Genomic DNA, 16,359 nt, shown 5'->3' on the forward strand with positions numbered 1-16,359 from the left:
CCACTGCCATCGGGGGCAAGCCCCCTCCCACATTTGATCAGGCGCCCGGCAGTGCCAGTTGCGGATTGACGAAGTCAAACGCCGCCAACTGAAACCCTTGCTCATCCACCTGCAATGCCCAGCCTTGCTTGTCCCAATCCCCCAGCACAATACGCTTGGCCGCCTGATCGCCGATCTGCAACTTATGAATGGCGGGGCGGTGCGTATGGCCGTGGACCAGGGTACGCACACCGAACTGCTGCATCACCCGCGGCACTTCTTCGGGGGTGACGTCGACAATGTCGTTGGCCTTCATCCGCGTCTGCGCCCGGCTTTCGTTGCGCAGCTTGCGCGCCAGTTTGTGGCGGGTGCGCAAGGGCAGGTGACGCAGGATAAACAGCACAATCGGGTTGCGCAGGATGCGCCGCAGCTTCATATAGCCGACGTCGCGGGTGCAGAGGCTGTCGCCGTGCATCAGCAGCACGGGCTCGCCGGCGAGTTGCACGACGCTCGGGTCCTTGAGCAGCTTGGCGCCTGCGGCTTTGCAGAACGTCTTGCCGATCAGGAAGTCGCGGTTGCCGTGCATGATGAAAATCGCGGTGCCGCTGTCGCTCAGTTCGCGCAGGGCCGCGCAAATCGAGCGCTGGAAAGGGGTGATCCCATCGTCGCCAACCCAGGCTTCAAAGAAGTCCCCGAGGATGTACAACGCCTGGGCGCCACGGGCGCGGCCGTGGAGTAAATCCAGAAACGCCCGGGTAATGTCCGGGCGTTCCTCTTCCAGATGCAAGTCTGAAATCAGCAATATCACTCAATGATCTCGGCTTTCTCGATGATCACGTCGTCTGCTGGCACGTCTTGGTGGCCGGCTTTGCTGGTGGTGGCAACGCCTTTGATCTTGTCGACGACGTCAGTGCCTTCGGTGACTTTACCGAACACCGCGTAGCCCCAGCCCTGCACGTTCTTGCCGCTGTGGTTGAGGAAGGCGTTGTCGGCGACGTTGATGAAGAACTGCGCGGAGGCCGAATGCGGCTCCATGGTACGGGCCATGGCGACGGTGTATTTGTCGTTGGAAAGGCCGTTGTCCGCTTCGTTCTGGATGCTTGGGCGCTTGTCTTTCTTTTCTTTCATGCCAGGCTCGAAACCGCCGCCCTGGACCATGAAGTTGCCGATGACACGGTGGAAAACGGTGTTTTCGTAGTGGCCGGCTTTCACGTATTCAATGAAGTTGGCGACGGTGATCGGCGCTTTCTCGGCGTTCAGCTCGATGACGATGTCACCGTGGTTGGTGGTCAGTTTGACTTGAGTCATGTGTACTACTCTTTTCAGGGAATTCGTGGGTTCGGGCGCTGTGCGCCTGACCTGTTTGGCTAAACGTTGGCCAAGACGCGCAGTTTAGCGTGCCCTGCGGGAATTTCGAGGTGGTTTTTTACCGCCCGGGCAATTAAAGCAGCAGTTTTTGGCCGCACCCTGTCAGGCGGTTGACCGCTTCGGCTATGATAAGCCCTTTGTTTTATCTGGCCTGCCCAAGGCCACGTACTCGTCTGTTCAAGGATAATATGAGCAAGCCCACTGTCGACCCTACCTCGAACGCCAAGGCCGGTCCTGCCGCCACGGTCAATTTCCTGCGCCCGATCATCCAGGCGGACCTGGATTCGGGCAAGCACACGCAGATCGTCACGCGCTTTCCGCCGGAGCCCAACGGCTACCTGCACATCGGTCACGCCAAGTCGATCTGTGTGAACTTCGGTCTGGCCCAGGAGTTCGGTGGCGTCACGCACCTGCGTTTCGACGATACCAACCCGGCCAAGGAAGACCAGGAATACATCGACGCCATCGAAAGCGACATCAAGTGGCTGGGCTTCGAATGGTCCGGTGAAGTGCGCTATGCGTCCAAGTATTTCGACCAGTTGTTCGACTGGGCCATCGTGCTGATCAAGGCCGGCAAGGCCTACGTCGACGACCTCACCCCTGAACAGGCCAAGGAATACCGTGGCACGCTGACCGAGCCGGGCAAGAACAGCCCGTTCCGCGACCGTTCGGTGGAAGAGAACCTGGACTGGTTCGCCCGCATGCGCGCCGGTGAGTTCGCAGACGGTGCCCGTGTACTGCGTGCCAAGATCGACATGGCCTCGCCGAACATGAACCTGCGCGACCCGATCATGTACCGCATCCGCCATGCCCATCACCACCAGACCGGTGACAAGTGGTGCATCTACCCGAACTACGACTTCACCCACGGCCAGTCGGACGCCATCGAAGGCATCACCCACTCCATCTGCACCCTGGAGTTCGAAAGCCACCGTCCGCTGTACGAATGGTTCCTGGAGCACCTGCCGGTTCCGGCACACCCGCGCCAGTACGAATTCAGCCGCCTGAACCTGAACTACACCATCACCAGCAAGCGCAAGCTCAAGCAACTGGTGGATGAACAGCACGTCAACGGTTGGGACGACCCGCGTATGTCGACGCTGTCGGGCTTCCGCCGTCGCGGTTACACGCCCAAGTCCATCCGCAACTTCTGCGAAATGGTCGGCACCAACCGTTCCGACGGCGTGGTCGACTTCGGCATGCTCGAATTCAGCATCCGTGACGACCTCGACCACAGCGCCCCGCGCGCCATGTGCGTGCTGCGCCCGCTGAAAGTCGTGATCACCAACTACCCGGAAGGCCAGGTCGAGAACCTCGAACTGCCACGCCACCCGAAAGAAGACATGGGCGTGCGCGCACTGCCGTTTGCCCGTGAAATCTACATCGACCGTGACGACTTCATGGAAGAGCCGCCAAAAGGCTACAAGCGCCTGGAACCTACCGGCGAAGTGCGCCTGCGCGGCAGCTACGTGATCCGCGCCGACGAAGCGATCAAGGACGCCGCGGGCAACATCGTCGAACTGCGCTGCTCGTATGATCCAGAAACCCTGGGCAAGAACCCTGAAGGCCGCAAGGTCAAGGGCGTGATCCACTGGGTGCCGGCCGCCGCCAGCGTCGAGTGCGAAGTGCGTCTGTACGACCGTCTGTTCCGTTCGCCGAACCCTGAGAAAGCCGAAGACAGCGCGAGCTTCCTCGACAACATCAATCCGAACTCCCTGCAAGTACTCACGGGTTGTCGTGCCGAGCCATCCCTTGGCAATGCACAGCCGGAAGACCGTTTCCAGTTCGAGCGCGAAGGCTACTTCTGCGCGGATATCAAGGACTCGAAACCTGGCCATCCGGTATTCAACCGTACCGTGACCTTGCGTGATTCGTGGGGCCAGTGATTTAAGGAACCGTCGTGCTAACGATCTACAACACGCTCAGCAAGAGCAAAGAAGTCTTCAAGCCGCTGGATGGCAACAAGGTACGCATGTACGTGTGCGGCATGACCGTGTACGACTACTGCCACATCGGCCACGGCCGCAGCATGGTCGCCTTTGACCTGGTGACCCGCTGGTTGCGTTTCAGCGGCTACGACTTGACCTATGTGCGCAACATCACCGACATCGACGACAAGATCATCAACCGCGCCAAGGAAAACGGCGAGCCGTTCGACGTCCTGACCGCGCGCATGATCGCCGCCATGCACGAGGACGAGGCGCGCCTCAACATCCTCAAGCCGGACATGGAACCGCGTGCCACGGACCATATCCCGGGCATGCACGCGATGATCCAGACCTTGATCGACAAGGGCTACGCCTACGCTCCAGGCAATGGCGACGTGTACTACCGCGTCGCCAAGTTCATGGGCTACGGCAAGCTGTCGCGCAAGAAAATCGAAGACCTGCGCATCGGCGCGCGCATCGAAGTCGACGAAGCCAAGCAAGACCCGCTCGACTTCGTGCTGTGGAAAGGCACCAAGCCAGGCGAGCCAAGCTGGGAATCGCCTTGGGGCGCCGGGCGTCCGGGCTGGCACATCGAATGCTCGGTGATGTCCACCTGCTGCCTGGGCGAGACCTTCGACATTCATGGCGGCGGCAGCGACCTCGAGTTCCCGCACCACGAAAACGAAATCGCCCAAAGCGAAGCCGCCACCGGCAAGACCTACGCCAACGCCTGGATGCACTGCGGCATGATCCGCATCAATGGCGAGAAGATGTCCAAGTCCTTGAACAACTTCTTCACCATCCGCGACGTGCTGGAAAAGTACCACCCGGAGGTGGTCCGCTACCTGCTGGTGTCCAGCCACTACCGCAGCGCGATCAACTACTCGGAGGACAACCTCAAGGACGCCAAAGGCGCCCTGGAGCGTTTCTACCACGCGTTGAAAGGCCTGCCCGCCGTGGCCCCGGCCGGCGGCGAAGCGTTCGTGGCCCGCTTCACCGAAGTAATGAACGACGACTTCGGCACACCGGAAGCCTGCGCGGTGCTGTTCGAGATGGTGCGCGAGATCAACCGCCTGCGTGAGAGCGATCTCGACGCCGCGGCCGGTCTGGCTGCACGCCTGAAAGAACTGGCCAGCGTGCTGGGCGTGTTGCAGATGGAAGCCGACGACTTCCTGCAAGCCGGCGCCGAAGGGCGTGTGGATGCGGCTGAAGTGGACGCGCTGATCCAGGCGCGCTTGACGGCGCGGGCCAACAAGGACTGGGCGGAGTCCGACCGGATCCGTGACCAACTGACCGCGATGGGTGTGGTGTTGGAAGACGGCAAGGGTGGGACGACGTGGCGCTTGGCTGATCAGGCTTGATCTGTAAGCGCTGAATGAAAAATGCTCCGACTGGTTCGGGGCGTTTTTTTACAAAAAATAGCGATGTCACTTAGCGTTTCCACCACCAGTTCAAGTCGCGTTTAACTGGGAGTGCGAGTGCATGCAGTATGAAGAACGCTAGTGCGATCCAGCCAATGATTGGATAGTTTTCAATGACTTCTGGATGAGTGCCGAAGTATAAGTATTTGTCAAATTGAGCGATTTCCATATGTGTCATCATAAAGAAAATATTGACTGCTAAGCTGATATAGATTTTGGTATATCCAAGTCGTTTGCCGGAGAAGATAACTCTAAGCCAGTAAGCGAATAACAGCCCCAGTGGCGAGAGTATTAGAAAAGCCATAATAATCACTTTTTAGACTCTTCATGTAGTTGCTTTAATGTGATTGCATCTGTTGCGGCCTCCGCTGCCAGCGAAGTTGGTGTCATGGTTTTATAGGCTCGTATCCGGTCTGAATCCAAATACCTAAATAAACGCCAAGCATCTGGTTTGTATATATGTCTTACAGTGCTGTAGATAGATAGGCTAATATCAACGGCGCCGTAGGCCATGTTTGCTTCCCGCTCTCCGTGACCGACGGCGGATGCAACTGATTGATATGCTGTACGAACCGGACCGACGGTATCGGATCGTCCTGTTACTAGGTTGTGTCCACCTTCATATAAATTATTAGCGCCATGTGCCATTAATGGCACTCCTGCGACGAGGCACAGGGTACCCACCGACGCGTAGCAAATTCCGGCACCAGTGGCTATTTGAAGCGCACCCGCAACGGCTCCTATTCCATTTCTCCCAATCGTTATTGATTGATCCAGCAAGCTACGTTGCTCTTTTTTAATCTCAATCAGCCCCTCTGCGACTGTCTTTTTTCCTTGCTCCACATCGCTAACAATACTACGAGCGTAATAGGTCACCTCTCGATTGAATATTGACCGAGTAACGCCATCCTGTAGATGTCGAGCACTGATTGCACACGCGTAATTGGTTAGTTTTGCTGCGGCTTGGCTGACTACCCCCAAGTCATAGAAAGTAGGCGCTTGACTTTTGTTCTTTGAGTTCATCGCCCGGTTTCCCATGTGCCATAGCCGCTGGTTCCCGCGATGTGGTGCGTCCAGATAATTTCCCGATAACGAATCGCCAGATGTTCCTGTGCCTCGACATCATTCAGCAGGACAGAATGCGGCACATCGACGGTCAGGCTGGCAATGATGCAGCCCCTTATATCGACGGTGTAGTATTTTTCGTGCCGACCAAACTGTGAAATTCGATAGAAGTTGATGACGCAGTTCAGTTCTTCTCTGTTGGATAACGCCACGGCCAGCAAGGGCGAGGATTTATCAATGCTTTTTGTGATGACCACAGGGCCGTGGGTGGAAGCTCTGACGTTGCCGGTGTTGAGCATATTGTGGTTGAAGGACATCACCATGATTTCATCCCTGTGCCCCTCCTGACATTTGTTGCCAATAGAGTCTTGAGTTGAGCAGCCAGCCGAGATCAGGCCTTGAGATTTTCCGTTAATGGACATGTAACCGTGGTTAGCCATGGACGTTGGTATCCTGATTTATTCACCATAAACATACGGAAAAATGTAAATAGGAAATATCGGATGTTTCGCCTTTTATCGTGCGGGCGGGATGTAGGATTATTCGGTTTTGTGCGAGAAGAAAAACGCCCCGTTATGCCGGGGCGTTTTGCTGTGGTTGTGCGAGCGAAAGTAATGACGGCATTCGCTACCTACTATTTTTCAATTCTCGCGCAATGCTCATTCAGTGCTTCATTCACCAGAAGCTGGATAGTTTCCACCATTCGGCAAATCCCTAGTGCCACGCTGCGTGGTGTGCCATCAATCTCAAAGGCTAAATGACTAGCCAATGCCTGAACTGACGCAAGGTCCTCCGACGCGTTGACCAGCAGCGTCTCGACGTCTAATCCTTCACGTACGGTAAACAAACCATGATCCTCAGCAGATGGCTCTGGTTTTTCAGACGGGTTCAGGTAGTGATTTATCGCTCGATGAGCGGCAGTGTGAAATGCGGTTGAATCTGACGGTGGATTCGGACTGTCTTTAATCATGGCGTAGCTCCTAGAGTATTGGAGTCACCACCCATCGCTGCGAAACGATATTTGGGTGGCCGCTGTACGCAGGTTCGCAGACCGGGACTCTAGGCACCCGGCATACCCGAAGGTATCCCGCGCACAGCCGCCATAACATCAGGCATAAAAAAGCGCCCGCTATCTGAGGTGGACGCTGTGCGTCTAGAGTTTAACCGGGCTGCGAAACCCGGTCGCTGAATTTGCAGCGACCGCCGAAGATTAGTGATGCATCTTCCGAGGGGCAACCCTAAAAAGATGTCGGAAAGTTCTCGTTCCTACGGTTTTTTTGACGCCGGCACGACGCGTGCTTTTAGATGGTTGCCACAACCCAACCCATGATGAAACTGACGGTGATTCAAATGGATTGTATTTTCTGCAGCATTGTCCGAAAAACCTCCCCGGCCCATATTCTGTGGGAAGACGAACAGCATATGGCCTTCCTGTCTATTTTCCCCAACACGCCCGGTTTCAGCGTGGTGATCCCCAAGCAGCACTACGGAAGCTACGCCTTCGCCCAGTCGGATGAGGTGCTGGCAGGTCTGGTGGTGGCGGCGAAGAAAACCGCGCAGCAGATCGACCGGGCGTTTCCCGATGTGGCGCGCACGGGGATGATTCTGGAAGGCTACGGGGTGGATCACCTGCATGCGAAGCTGTTTCCCATGCATGGGACGGGGCAGGACAGTGACTTCAAGCCCATCAGTTCCAGGGTCGACAAGTTCTTTGATCGCTACGAGGGGTACATCTCGTCCCACGATTTTGTGCGGGCGGATGATGCCGAATTGGCGGAGTTGGCGGCACACATCCGATCCTTCGCCTAGCCTCGATCCAAATGTGGGAGGGGGCTTGCCCCCGATAGCGGTGTGTCAGCGACAGCTGCATTCACTGACACCCTGCTATCGGGGGCAAGCCCCCTCCCACATTTTTTTGACCGTGTCGCATCAGAACTCAGCGACGGCTGCTGACCTCGGCGGGCACATCGTCACCGGCCATGCGCTTGCGGAACAGCGCGGTGCGCGCCAGCAGCAGCGTCGTCACCGGCACGGTGATCGACAACAAGATCGGGATCAACCAGCCATGCAACACCGGCCCGGACTTGAGCACCGAAAAATAGATGATCGACGCCAACGCCACGCTCCACGCGCCCAGCGTCGAGGCCAGTGCCGGCGGGTGCATGCGCTGGAAGAAATCCTTCATGCGCAGCAACCCGATTGCGCCAATCAGGGCAAACACGCTGCTCAGCACCAGCAACACGGCCACGCACACTTCAACCCATAACGGCATCATTCGATCACCTCGCCACGCAGCAGGAATTTGGCCAGGGCAAATGACCCGACAAAGCCAAACAGCGCAATCAACAGCGCCGCTTCGAAGTAGGTATCACTGGCATACCGAATGCCCAGCACCAGCATCATCAGCATCGCCAGGATGTACAGGTAGTCCAGCGCCAGGACCCGGTCCTGGGCCGATGGGCCTTTGAACAGGCGGACCAGTGTCAGCGCCATGGCCAGCGAGAACAGGAACAGGCTGAACAGGATCGCATTGGAGAGCAGGGCGCTCATTCGAAGATCTCCATCAAGGGCCGTTCGTAGTCGTGTTTGAAGTGCTGGATAAACTGCGCTTCATCGTCCAGGTCGAAGACATGCAGCAGCAGGATGCTGCGGTCCAGGGCGAGTTCCGACCAGACGGTGCCGGGGGTCACGCTGGTGATCATCGACAACACGGCCAGGCCGTTGGCGTCGCGCAGGTCCAGGGGGATTTTGATAAAGCGCGAACGCGGTGGCCGCGAGCCGCACACCAGCACGCCCCAGGCGACTTGCAGGTTGGAGATGATCACGTCACGCCCCACCCGGAAGAACAGGCGGATGATCACCCCGGGGCGGCGGATGCGGATCGGCAGCGGGCGCAGCGGCGCCATCAGCAGCGGCGCGAGCAAACCCAGTAGCGCGCCCAGTAACAGGTTGCCGGGGCTGATCGACAAGTTGAGCAGCAGCCACAACACCCACAACGCCAGCGATAACCACGGGGCCGGGAACAGGCGCTTCATGGCTGCACCTCCAGCGCCGCGGTCTTGGCTTCAGGGCTGGGCACCGGGCGTGTGGCCATGACCGCCATCACATACTGTTCCGGGTTGTTCAGGCTCTTGGCGGTGTCCAGGGTGTAGCGCATCAGCGGCTCGGCCTTGAAGGTCAGCAGGATGCTCAGGCCGAGCAGGAAGAAGATCGGCACGCACTCATAACGGCGCAGCAGCGGCGACGGGCGTTCTTCCGGGGTCCAGAAGCGCTGGATGCCCAGGCGGGCGAAGGCGATCAGCGAGGCCAGGCCGGACAGGATCAGCAACGTCACCAGGCCCCACGCGGCAGGGCGGACAGGCTCATCCAGCGCATGACCCAAGCCCGGCGGATTGACCAGCGCGCTCAACAGGCTGAGCTTGCCGATAAACCCCGACAGCGGCGGCATGCCGATGATCAGCAGGGCGCAGGCGACAAAGCTCAAGCCGAGGAAGGCCATGGTCCAGGGAATCACCTGGCCGACCACGGCTTTCTGTTCGTCATCGAGGTTCACGCCGGGGCGCGGATGCAGGGATTCCATGGCTTTGGGCAGCGCATCGATCTCTTCATCCAGCGGCAGGTCGTTGGCCGAGCGCGAGCGTTCGATCAATTCGGCCAGCAGGAACAGCGCACTCAACGCCAGCGTGGAACTGACCAGATAGAACAGTGCTCCGGCTGTCAGGCTCGGCTGGGCGAACCCCACCGACGAGAGCAGGATGCCGGCCGAGACCAGGATGCTCAAACTGGCCATGCGCTCCAGGCGCTGCGCCGCCAGCATCGCCAGCGCCGCGCAGATGATGGTCACCATGCCGCCGTACACCAGCCAGTCGCCGCCGAACAGCGCCGACGCCCCGGCCTGGCCGGAGAACAGCAGGGTCCACAGGCGCAGCACGGTGTACACGCCGACCTTGGTCATGATCGCGAACATCGCCGCCACCGGCGCGCTGGCCGATGAGTACGCCGGCGCCAGCCAGAAGTTCAGCGGCCACATGCCGGCCTTGGCCAGGAATGCGGTGGCGAGGATCGCCGCCCCCGCGTGCAACAGGCCGCGATCGGCCTCTGGCACCAGCGGGATTTTCAGCGCCAGGTCCGCGAAGTTCAGTGTGCCGGTGACGCCATAGATCATTGCCGCGCCAATCAGGAACAGCGACGAGGCCAGCAGGTTGATCGCGATGTAATGCAGCCCCGACGACACCCGCGCCCGGCCGGAACCGTGCAGCATCAAGCCATAGGAGGCCGCCAGCAACACCTCGAAGAACACGAACAGGTTGAACAGGTCGGCGGTGAGAAAGGCGCCGTAGAGGCCCATCATCTGGATCTGGAACAACGCATGGAAACTGGTGCCCGCACGGTCCCAGCGCGCCATCGCGAACAGCAGCGCACTCACGCCAATGATCCCGGTGAGTACCAGCATCAGCGCCGACAGTTGGTCCACCACCAGCACGATGCCGAACGGCACTTGCCAGTTGCCGGGCAAGTACACGCCGATCGAACCGGGGCCGCCTTGTTGCGTCCAGTACAGCAGCAAGATGGCGATAGCGAGGCCGAGCATGCTCGAGAACAGGTTGATACGCGCCTTGAGCGGGCGGTGCTTCTCGCCGAGCATCAGCATCAGCGCGGCGGTCAGCAACGGCAGCAGGATCGGCGCGACGATCAGTTGGTTGACCCAGGTCATTCCTTGGGCTCCCGGCCGTCCACATGGTCGGTGCCGGTCAGGCCCCGCGACGCCAGCAGTACCACGAGGAACAGCGCGGTCATGGCGAAGCTGATCACGATCGCCGTCAGCACCAGGGCCTGGGGCAGGGGATCGGTGTAGTGCAACAGGTCTTGCGGCACGCCGTCCTTGATGATCGGCTCCTTACCGATAAACAGGCTGCCCATGCTGAAAATGAACAGGTTGACCCCATACGACAACAGGCACAGGCCCATCACCACCTGGAACGTCCGTGGCCGCAGGATCAACCAGACGCCGGAGGCCGCCAGGACCCCAATGGCAATTGCGATGACTTCTTCCATCAGGCGGCTCCTTCCGGTGTGGCAACGGTTTTCGGCTGGTTGCTCGGTTTATGGGCCCGCACTGATTGGTGACCGAGGGCGGTGAGCATCAGCAGCGTCGAGCCGACGACCATGGCGTACACGCCGACGTCGAAGAACAGGGCGCTGGCGATATGGATGTCGCCCAGCACCGGCAAGCTGAGATGCCAGGTGTGGGTGGTGAGGAACGGGTAGCCGGCGAACAATGCGCCGAGCCCGGTGAGGGTCGCCGAGAACAGGCCGAAGCCCATCCAGCGCATCGGCCGCAGACTCATCTGCGCCTCTACCCACTGGGTGCCGGCGACCATGTATTGGAGGATAAACGCCACCGACATCACCAGGCCGGCGACAAAACCACCGCCCGGCTGGTTGTGGCCGCGCATGAACAGGTAGAACGACACCACCAGCGCAATCGGCAGCAGCAGGCGCACCAGCACCGCCGGCACCATCATGTAGCCCAGGGCGGTGTCGCTGGCCTGGCGCGGGTTGATCAGGTCGGTGGCTACGTCCGGCGCGAGTTGGCGCTGTTGCGCGGGCAGTTGCATGCTTTCCTTGGAGGGGCGGAAGCGTCGCAGCAGGGCGTACACGGTCAGCGCCACGGCGCCGAGCACAGTGATTTCGCCGAGGGTATCGAAGCCACGGAAGTCCACCAGCATCACGTTCACCACATTGCTGCCGCCGCCTTCGGGGAGGGCGCGGCTCAAGTAGAACGAGGAAATGTCGTTGGGCGTCTGGCGGGTCAGCATCGCGTAGGACAGCAGCGCCATGCCGCCACCGACCACGGTGGACAGCAGGAAGTCGCGCAAGCGGCGAATGCGTGCCTTGCGCAGCGTACTGGGCAGTGGCGACACTTCTTCGATCCGCCGTGGCAGCCAGCGCAGGCCCAGCAGGATCAGCACGGTGGTCACCACTTCCACGACCAGTTGCGTCAGCGCCAGGTCCGGCGCCGAGAACCACACGAAGGTGATGCAGGTCATCATGCCGCACACGCTGACCATGGTCAGGGCCGCCAGCCGGTGGTACTTGGCTTGCCAGGCGGCGCCGAGGGCGCAGGCAATCGCCAGCAGCCACAGGGTGACGAACACGATGGAGCCCGGGATCTTCGGCCGGTCGCCCCAACTGAGGCCGCTGTTGAGCAGCGGGATCAGCCCGCCGATCACGGCGACCAGCACCAGCAGGAACAACTGCGTCTGCAGGCGCTTGGTGCTGATGCGTTTCTCGATTTTGCGCGCGCCGCGCATCATCAGCACCAGGCAGCGCTCGAAGCCGCGCTTGCCGTTGAAGTAGCTGATCACCGGCGGGTACTTGAAGCGCCCGCGCTTGAGTTGCTTGCGCAGCAGCAGATAGAGCAGCACCCCGCCGCACATCGCCACCAGGCTCATGATCATCGGCGCGTTCCAGCCGTGCCAGATGGCCAGGCTGTATTGCGGCAACACGCCGCCGACGACCGGCAGCGCGGCGGCGGCGAGGATCGAGCCGACCACCTGGGCCGGGAAGATCCCCACCAGCAGGCAGGTGAACACCAACAGCTCCACCGGCGCGCGCATCCAGCGGGGAGGCTCGTGCGGGGTGTGGGGCAGGTCCGTCGCGGGTGGGCCGAAGAACACATCCACGGTGAAACGCAGCGCGTAGGCCACGCTGAACGTGCCGGCGATGGTCGCGATCACCGGCAGGGCGATTTCCACCCAGGCGGTCGACGAGATGAATACGGTTTCAGCGAAGAACATCTCTTTGGACAGAAAGCCATTGAGCAACGGCACGCCGGCCATGGACGCACTGGCCACCATCGCCAGGGTCGCGGTAAACGGGATCAGGCGCACCAGGCCGCTGAGTTTGCGGATATCGCGGGTGCCGCTTTCGTGGTCGATGATGCCGGCCGCCATGAACAGCGAGGCCTTGAAGGTGGCGTGGTTGAGGATGTGGAACACTGCGGCGACGGCGGCCAGTGGGCTGTTGAGGCCGAGCAGCAGGGTGATCAGGCCGAGGTGGCTGATGGTGGAGTAGGCCAGCAGGCCCTTGAGATCGTTCTGGAACATGGCGCAGTAAGCGCCGAGCAGGAGGGTCAGGGCGCCGGCACCGCCGACGAGCCAGAACCATTCTTCGCTGCCGGACAGCGACGGCCACAGGCGGGCCAGCAGGAACACGCCGGCCTTCACCATCGTCGCCGAATGCAGGTAGGCCGACACCGGTGTCGGTGCCGCCATGGCGTGGGGCAGCCAGAAGTGGAACGGGAACTGCGCGCTTTTGCTCAACGCGCCGATCAGCACCAGGGCCAGCATGACCGGGTACAGCGAGTGCGCGCGAATCTGATCGCCCGCCGCCAGGACCAGGTCCAGGTCATAGCTGCCGACGATATGCCCCAGCAGCATCACGCCGGCCAGCAGGCACAAACCGCCCGCGCCAGTGACCATCAACGCCATGTAGGCACCGCGTCGCGCATCGGCGCGGTGGTGCCAGTAACCGATCAGCAGGAACGAGAACAGGCTGGTCAGTTCCCAGAAGAACACGATCTGGATCAGGTTGCCGGAGATCACCAGGCCGAGCATGGCCCCCATGAATGCCAGGAAAAACGCAAAGAAGCGCGGCACCGGATCGTCCGGCGACATGTAGTAACGCGCATACAGCGACACCAGCGTGCCGATGCCGAGCACCAGCATCGAGAACAGCCAGGCGAAGCCGTCCATGCGCAAGACGAAATTCACGCCCAGGCTGGGCAACCACATGAATTCTTCGCGGATCACCCCGCCGTGGGCGATTTGAGGGTAGAGCAGGGCGACTTGAACAGTACCGATCAGGGCGATGAGGCCGGCCAGCAAGGATTCGGTGTTACGTGCGTTGTGCGGCAGCAAGGCCGCCAGACAGCTGCCGATAAAAGGCAGAAGCAGTAGAACTATCAGGGACATAGGCTTCTAATCTGCGGGAGTTTGGGATGCATCATACGTGCCGCTTTCTTGATCACCAAACGGCAACGTGTGGCAGGATCCTACAAGGTAGGCTGAAAACGCCCATTTGGCATTGTTTCAGCTAACCCCCCACCACGCGCACCAGCGCCTGATTGTGGACGCTGGGCGTGCCCGGGATGGCGATTTGACAGCCACCGCCCGGGCTCGGACCTTACCCCTGCTGTTCCTGTTCCCGCGCATTTTGCAATTCGATGGCCTTCTGCCCGCGCGTCTTCAACTCACTCACCACCACCGCCGCTACGATCAACGCCGCCCCGACCATGGCAATCGGCGGGAACCGCTCCCCGGCAATCCGCCCAACCACGCCGGCCCACACCGGTTCCCCGGCATAAATCAATGTGGCCCGCGTCGGCGAAACGCTTTGCTGCGCCCAGTTCATCGCCACCTGGATCACCGCGCTGGTCAAGCCCAGGCCCACCGCGCTGAACAACAGCAACCAGGAGAACCCCGGCAACGCCTCGCCCATCGGCACCACCATCAGGAACGACAACAACGACGCCGTGGCCAGTTGCACCACGGTCACCCGGCGCACGTCCACTTGCCCGGCAAATGCGCTGATCAGGATGATCTCGGCGGCAATCGCCACCGCACCGACCAGCGTGGCGATCTCGCCGGGGCTGAAATTCAGCGAAGCACCGGCCGGGCCGGTCAACAGCATCAACCCGGCGAACGCCAGCATGATGCCAATGCTCGGCATCAACCCTGGCCGACGACCCAGCACCAGCCATTGCAACAACGGCACGAACGGGACATAGAGCGCGGTAATGAACGCCGACTGACTGCTCAGAATTGTCTGCAGGCCGATGGTCTGCAGCCCGTAGCCAAACATGATCGCCACGCCGATAAATACGCCGGCTTTCAACTCGAACAGGGTCAGGTCGCGCAGGGTGCGCAAAGAGAAAAAACCAACCGCGATCGTCGCCGCGGCAAACCGCAGGCCCACGAAAAACATCGGCCCGCTGACAGTCATGGCGTGCTGCACCAGCAAAAAGGTGCCGCCCCAGATCATGGTGATGAACACCAGGATGCATTCGGCTTTGCTGAAGCGGTTGAAACGCGAGGGAGCATTCGGGGTGGTCATGGCGGCTCAGTCTTGCAAGGGAAGGGCGCGGAACGCACAATGCGCCGCACGCTGGGCAGTATACTGCGCACACCCACCCATTGAGCAATATAGTGCACAAAGAAAATCCGCAACGGGCCTCGGTCCTGCAGCATGTCAGCCAGAATGTTCGTCGCCTGCGTCATGCCGCCGACTTGAGCCAGACCGCGCTCTCGGAAAAGTCCGGGGTCAGCCGACGCATGCTGGTGGCCATCGAGGCTGGCGAGAAAAACGTCAGCCTGTCCACCCTCGACCGTGTCGCCGAAGCGCTGGATGTGGCTTTCAGCGACCTGATCCAGGCCCCGGATGCACCCGACCATAGCCGTATCAACGAACTGGCCTGGGCCGGTGACATCCCCGGCAGCAAAGCTGTATTGCTTGCCAAGGCCACGGCGCGGCGTGAAGTCGAGCTGTGGGAGATGCGCCTGGAGCCGGGCGATTGCTACAGCCCCGAGCCGGACCCGGATGGCTGGAGCGTGCAGTTGTTCGTGTTCGAAGGCCGCCTGACATTGGTGCTGGATGGCCAGGAAAAACCGGTCGGCGCCGGTGAGTTCTTCATGTTCGCCAGCCGCCAGGCCCACGCCTATCGCAATGACGGCGACGTGGCGGTGCGCTTTGTGCGCAATGTGGTGATCTGACTGTTGACCCGCCAACAGCGGATGGACACTTTGCTCGATCGCAGGCGGGTTCCTTTGCATTGAAATGACGGCAACCTACTGATCTTATTGAAGTGGCAAGCAGTTCGCTGCCGAGCAGGCCGAGTGCGTGTTTGTCGCCGCACCGTCCAAGACGCAGCTGAAAAACACCGTCGCCGACATTCGTCGCCGCGCGGCCGAGGCCGGGCGTGATCCGCGCAAGATCCTGATCTTCAACCTGCAGACGGTGATCGTCGGCGAGACCGACGCGAAGGCCAAGGCCAAGTTCGACGAGTACAAATCCTACGTCAGCTACGAAGGCGCCATGGCGCTGATCTCCGGCTGGACCGGCATCGACTTTAGCCAGTTCAAGCCCGACGAACCGCTCAAGCATGTGCATACCAATGCGATTCAGTCAGCGGTGGAAGCCTTCTCCACGGCGGACCCGAGCAAGGTCTGGACGCCCAAGGAACTGGCCGACTGGGTCGGTATCGGCGGCTTTGGCCCGCTGTTTGTCGGCAGCCCGGAGACGGTCGCGGACTTGCTGCAGGAGTGGGTGGAAGACACCGATGTGGACGGCTTCAACCTGGCCTATGCGCTGACCCACGAAACCTTTATCGACGCGGTGGAACTGCTGGTGCCGGAGTTGCAGAAGCGTGGCGTGTACAAGAAGGAATACGCCCAGGGCACGTTGCGCGAGAAGTTGTTTGGTGAAGGCCCGAGGTTGCCGGTGTCCCATCCAGGCAGGCGCTATCGAACGTTAGCGAATGTGCAGAAAGATAGGGCTGTTGAGCATGCCTGATTCAACCGTGTGAAAGGACCGTCGGG

At 60.4% G+C, this 16,359-nt stretch carries 17 protein-coding genes and 1 pseudogene; 5 read left to right on the forward strand and 13 right to left on the reverse strand.

The window, feature by feature from the left end; genetic code table 11:
• Positions 1-37: 37 nt before the first annotated feature.
• Both lpxH and C5F70_RS05580 read right to left on the reverse strand, forming a co-directional pair.
• Positions 38-787, reverse strand: coding sequence for a UDP-2,3-diacylglucosamine diphosphatase (lpxH, locus tag C5F70_RS05575; RefSeq protein WP_057004440.1), 750 nt, complete (start codon positions 785-787; stop codon positions 38-40).
• The gene (locus C5F70_RS05580; RefSeq protein ID WP_017848096.1) at positions 784-1,287 is read right to left on the reverse strand and encodes a peptidylprolyl isomerase; all 504 of its coding nucleotides are present in this window, start codon (positions 1,285-1,287) and stop codon (positions 784-786) included. The genes lpxH and C5F70_RS05580 overlap by 4 nt, the downstream gene beginning before the upstream one ends.
• 248 nt (positions 1,288-1,535) lie before the next feature.
• Between C5F70_RS05580 and C5F70_RS05585 the strand changes: the two genes are divergently transcribed.
• Both C5F70_RS05585 and cysS read left to right on the forward strand, forming a co-directional pair.
• On the forward strand, positions 1,536-3,233 hold the full coding sequence (locus C5F70_RS05585) for a glutamine--tRNA ligase/YqeY domain fusion protein (protein WP_017848095.1): 1,698 nt from the start codon (positions 1,536-1,538) through the stop codon (positions 3,231-3,233).
• 14 nt (positions 3,234-3,247) lie between these two features.
• Entirely contained in the window at positions 3,248-4,636 is a 1,389-nt protein-coding gene (gene cysS / locus C5F70_RS05590) for a cysteine--tRNA ligase (protein WP_104902869.1), read from the forward strand.
• A gap of 70 nt (positions 4,637-4,706) precedes the next feature.
• Here cysS and C5F70_RS05595 read toward each other — a convergent pair whose 3' ends face one another.
• The 4 genes from C5F70_RS05595 to C5F70_RS05610 form a co-directional block, all read right to left on the reverse strand.
• Positions 4,707-5,000 (reverse strand): hypothetical protein, encoded by a 294-nt coding sequence (locus C5F70_RS05595; protein WP_186357308.1) that lies wholly within the window; start codon positions 4,998-5,000, stop codon positions 4,707-4,709.
• 5 nt (positions 5,001-5,005) lie between these two features.
• The gene (locus tag C5F70_RS05600) at positions 5,006-5,719 is read right to left on the reverse strand and encodes a DUF4225 domain-containing protein (RefSeq protein ID WP_104902870.1); all 714 of its coding nucleotides are present in this window, start codon (positions 5,717-5,719) and stop codon (positions 5,006-5,008) included.
• Positions 5,716-6,201, reverse strand: a complete 486-nt coding sequence (locus C5F70_RS05605; RefSeq protein WP_046485001.1) for an Hcp family type VI secretion system effector — start codon at positions 6,199-6,201, stop codon at positions 5,716-5,718. Before C5F70_RS05605 ends, C5F70_RS05600 begins: the two co-directional genes overlap by 4 nt.
• A 194-nt stretch (positions 6,202-6,395) precedes the next feature.
• On the reverse strand, positions 6,396-6,731 hold the full coding sequence (locus C5F70_RS05610) for a DUF6124 family protein (RefSeq protein ID WP_104902871.1): 336 nt from the start codon (positions 6,729-6,731) through the stop codon (positions 6,396-6,398).
• Positions 6,732-7,111: 380 nt separating this feature from the next.
• Here C5F70_RS05610 and C5F70_RS05615 point away from each other — a divergent pair, with 380 nt between their 5' ends.
• A complete protein-coding gene (locus tag C5F70_RS05615; protein WP_026140168.1) occupies positions 7,112-7,570 on the forward strand; it encodes an HIT family protein in 459 nt (152 codons plus the stop codon).
• Positions 7,571-7,697: 127 nt separating this feature from the next.
• On the opposite strand, the gene C5F70_RS05620 is transcribed toward C5F70_RS05615, so the two are convergent.
• From C5F70_RS05620 to C5F70_RS05650, 7 genes are all read right to left on the reverse strand, one after another.
• Entirely contained in the window at positions 7,698-8,036 is a 339-nt protein-coding gene (locus C5F70_RS05620) for a Na+/H+ antiporter subunit G (protein WP_017848092.1), read from the reverse strand.
• A complete protein-coding gene (locus C5F70_RS05625) occupies positions 8,033-8,311 on the reverse strand; it encodes a K+/H+ antiporter subunit F (RefSeq protein ID WP_017848091.1) in 279 nt (92 codons plus the stop codon). The genes C5F70_RS05620 and C5F70_RS05625 overlap by 4 nt, the downstream gene beginning before the upstream one ends.
• A complete protein-coding gene (locus C5F70_RS05630) occupies positions 8,308-8,796 on the reverse strand; it encodes a Na+/H+ antiporter subunit E (RefSeq protein WP_017848090.1) in 489 nt (162 codons plus the stop codon). Before C5F70_RS05630 ends, C5F70_RS05625 begins: the two co-directional genes overlap by 4 nt.
• Positions 8,793-10,475 carry a monovalent cation/H+ antiporter subunit D gene (locus tag C5F70_RS05635; protein ID WP_046485002.1) on the reverse strand — a complete coding sequence of 561 codons (1,683 nt, stop codon included), beginning with the start codon at positions 10,473-10,475 and terminating at the stop codon, positions 8,793-8,795. Before C5F70_RS05635 ends, C5F70_RS05630 begins: the two co-directional genes overlap by 4 nt.
• Positions 10,472-10,816 carry a Na+/H+ antiporter subunit C gene (locus C5F70_RS05640; RefSeq protein WP_007986256.1) on the reverse strand — a complete coding sequence of 115 codons (345 nt, stop codon included), beginning with the start codon at positions 10,814-10,816 and terminating at the stop codon, positions 10,472-10,474. The genes C5F70_RS05635 and C5F70_RS05640 overlap by 4 nt, the downstream gene beginning before the upstream one ends.
• Entirely contained in the window at positions 10,816-13,737 is a 2,922-nt protein-coding gene (locus tag C5F70_RS05645) for a monovalent cation/H+ antiporter subunit A (protein WP_017848088.1), read from the reverse strand. Before C5F70_RS05645 ends, C5F70_RS05640 begins: the two co-directional genes overlap by 1 nt.
• A 211-nt stretch (positions 13,738-13,948) precedes the next feature.
• Positions 13,949-14,878 (reverse strand): DMT family transporter, encoded by a 930-nt coding sequence (locus C5F70_RS05650; RefSeq protein ID WP_046485013.1) that lies wholly within the window; start codon positions 14,876-14,878, stop codon positions 13,949-13,951.
• 92 nt (positions 14,879-14,970) lie between these two features.
• On the opposite strand from C5F70_RS05650, the gene C5F70_RS05655 reads away from it, so the two are divergent.
• Positions 14,971-15,534: a helix-turn-helix domain-containing protein gene (locus C5F70_RS05655; RefSeq protein WP_017848086.1), complete on the forward strand. Its 564-nt coding sequence runs from the start codon at positions 14,971-14,973 to the stop codon at positions 15,532-15,534.
• Positions 15,535-15,628: 94 nt separating this feature from the next.
• A pseudogene (locus C5F70_RS05660) lies at positions 15,629-16,333 on the forward strand (LLM class flavin-dependent oxidoreductase); the annotation flags it as partial.
• Positions 16,334-16,359 lie beyond the last annotated feature (26 nt).

The sequence above is a fragment of the Pseudomonas sp. LH1G9 genome (assembly GCF_002949975.1).
GTDB classification, from domain to species: Bacteria; Pseudomonadota; Gammaproteobacteria; order Pseudomonadales; family Pseudomonadaceae; genus Aquipseudomonas; species Aquipseudomonas veronii.

What these genes read in the sequence shown, in the direction of transcription:
- C5F70_RS05595 (WP_186357308.1), bottom strand. Translation starts at nt 5,000, where the DNA reads ATGGCTTTTCTAATACTCTCGCCACTGGGGCTGTTATTCGCTTACTGG.
- C5F70_RS05600 (WP_104902870.1), bottom strand. Translation starts at nt 5,719, where the DNA reads ATGAACTCAAAGAACAAAAGTCAAGCGCCTACTTTCTATGACTTGGGG.
- C5F70_RS05605 (WP_046485001.1), bottom strand. Translation starts at nt 6,201, where the DNA reads ATGGCTAACCACGGTTACATGTCCATTAACGGAAAATCTCAAGGCCTG.
- C5F70_RS05630 (WP_017848090.1), bottom strand. Translation starts at nt 8,796, where the DNA reads ATGAAGCGCCTGTTCCCGGCCCCGTGGTTATCGCTGGCGTTGTGGGTG.
- C5F70_RS05635 (WP_046485002.1), bottom strand. Translation starts at nt 10,475, where the DNA reads ATGACCTGGGTCAACCAACTGATCGTCGCGCCGATCCTGCTGCCGTTG.
- C5F70_RS05645 (WP_017848088.1), bottom strand. Translation starts at nt 13,737, where the DNA reads ATGTCCCTGATAGTTCTACTGCTTCTGCCTTTTATCGGCAGCTGTCTG.
- C5F70_RS05610 (WP_104902871.1), bottom strand. Translation starts at nt 6,731, where the DNA reads ATGATTAAAGACAGTCCGAATCCACCGTCAGATTCAACCGCATTTCAC.
- C5F70_RS05615 (WP_026140168.1), top strand. Translation starts at nt 7,112, where the DNA reads ATGGATTGTATTTTCTGCAGCATTGTCCGAAAAACCTCCCCGGCCCAT.
- C5F70_RS05620 (WP_017848092.1), bottom strand. Translation starts at nt 8,036, where the DNA reads ATGATGCCGTTATGGGTTGAAGTGTGCGTGGCCGTGTTGCTGGTGCTG.
- C5F70_RS05585 (WP_017848095.1), top strand. Translation starts at nt 1,536, where the DNA reads ATGAGCAAGCCCACTGTCGACCCTACCTCGAACGCCAAGGCCGGTCCT.
- C5F70_RS05640 (WP_007986256.1), bottom strand. Translation starts at nt 10,816, where the DNA reads ATGGAAGAAGTCATCGCAATTGCCATTGGGGTCCTGGCGGCCTCCGGC.
- C5F70_RS05650 (WP_046485013.1), bottom strand. Translation starts at nt 14,878, where the DNA reads ATGACCACCCCGAATGCTCCCTCGCGTTTCAACCGCTTCAGCAAAGCC.
- C5F70_RS05625 (WP_017848091.1), bottom strand. Translation starts at nt 8,311, where the DNA reads ATGAGCGCCCTGCTCTCCAATGCGATCCTGTTCAGCCTGTTCCTGTTC.
- C5F70_RS05580 (WP_017848096.1), bottom strand. Translation starts at nt 1,287, where the DNA reads ATGACTCAAGTCAAACTGACCACCAACCACGGTGACATCGTCATCGAG.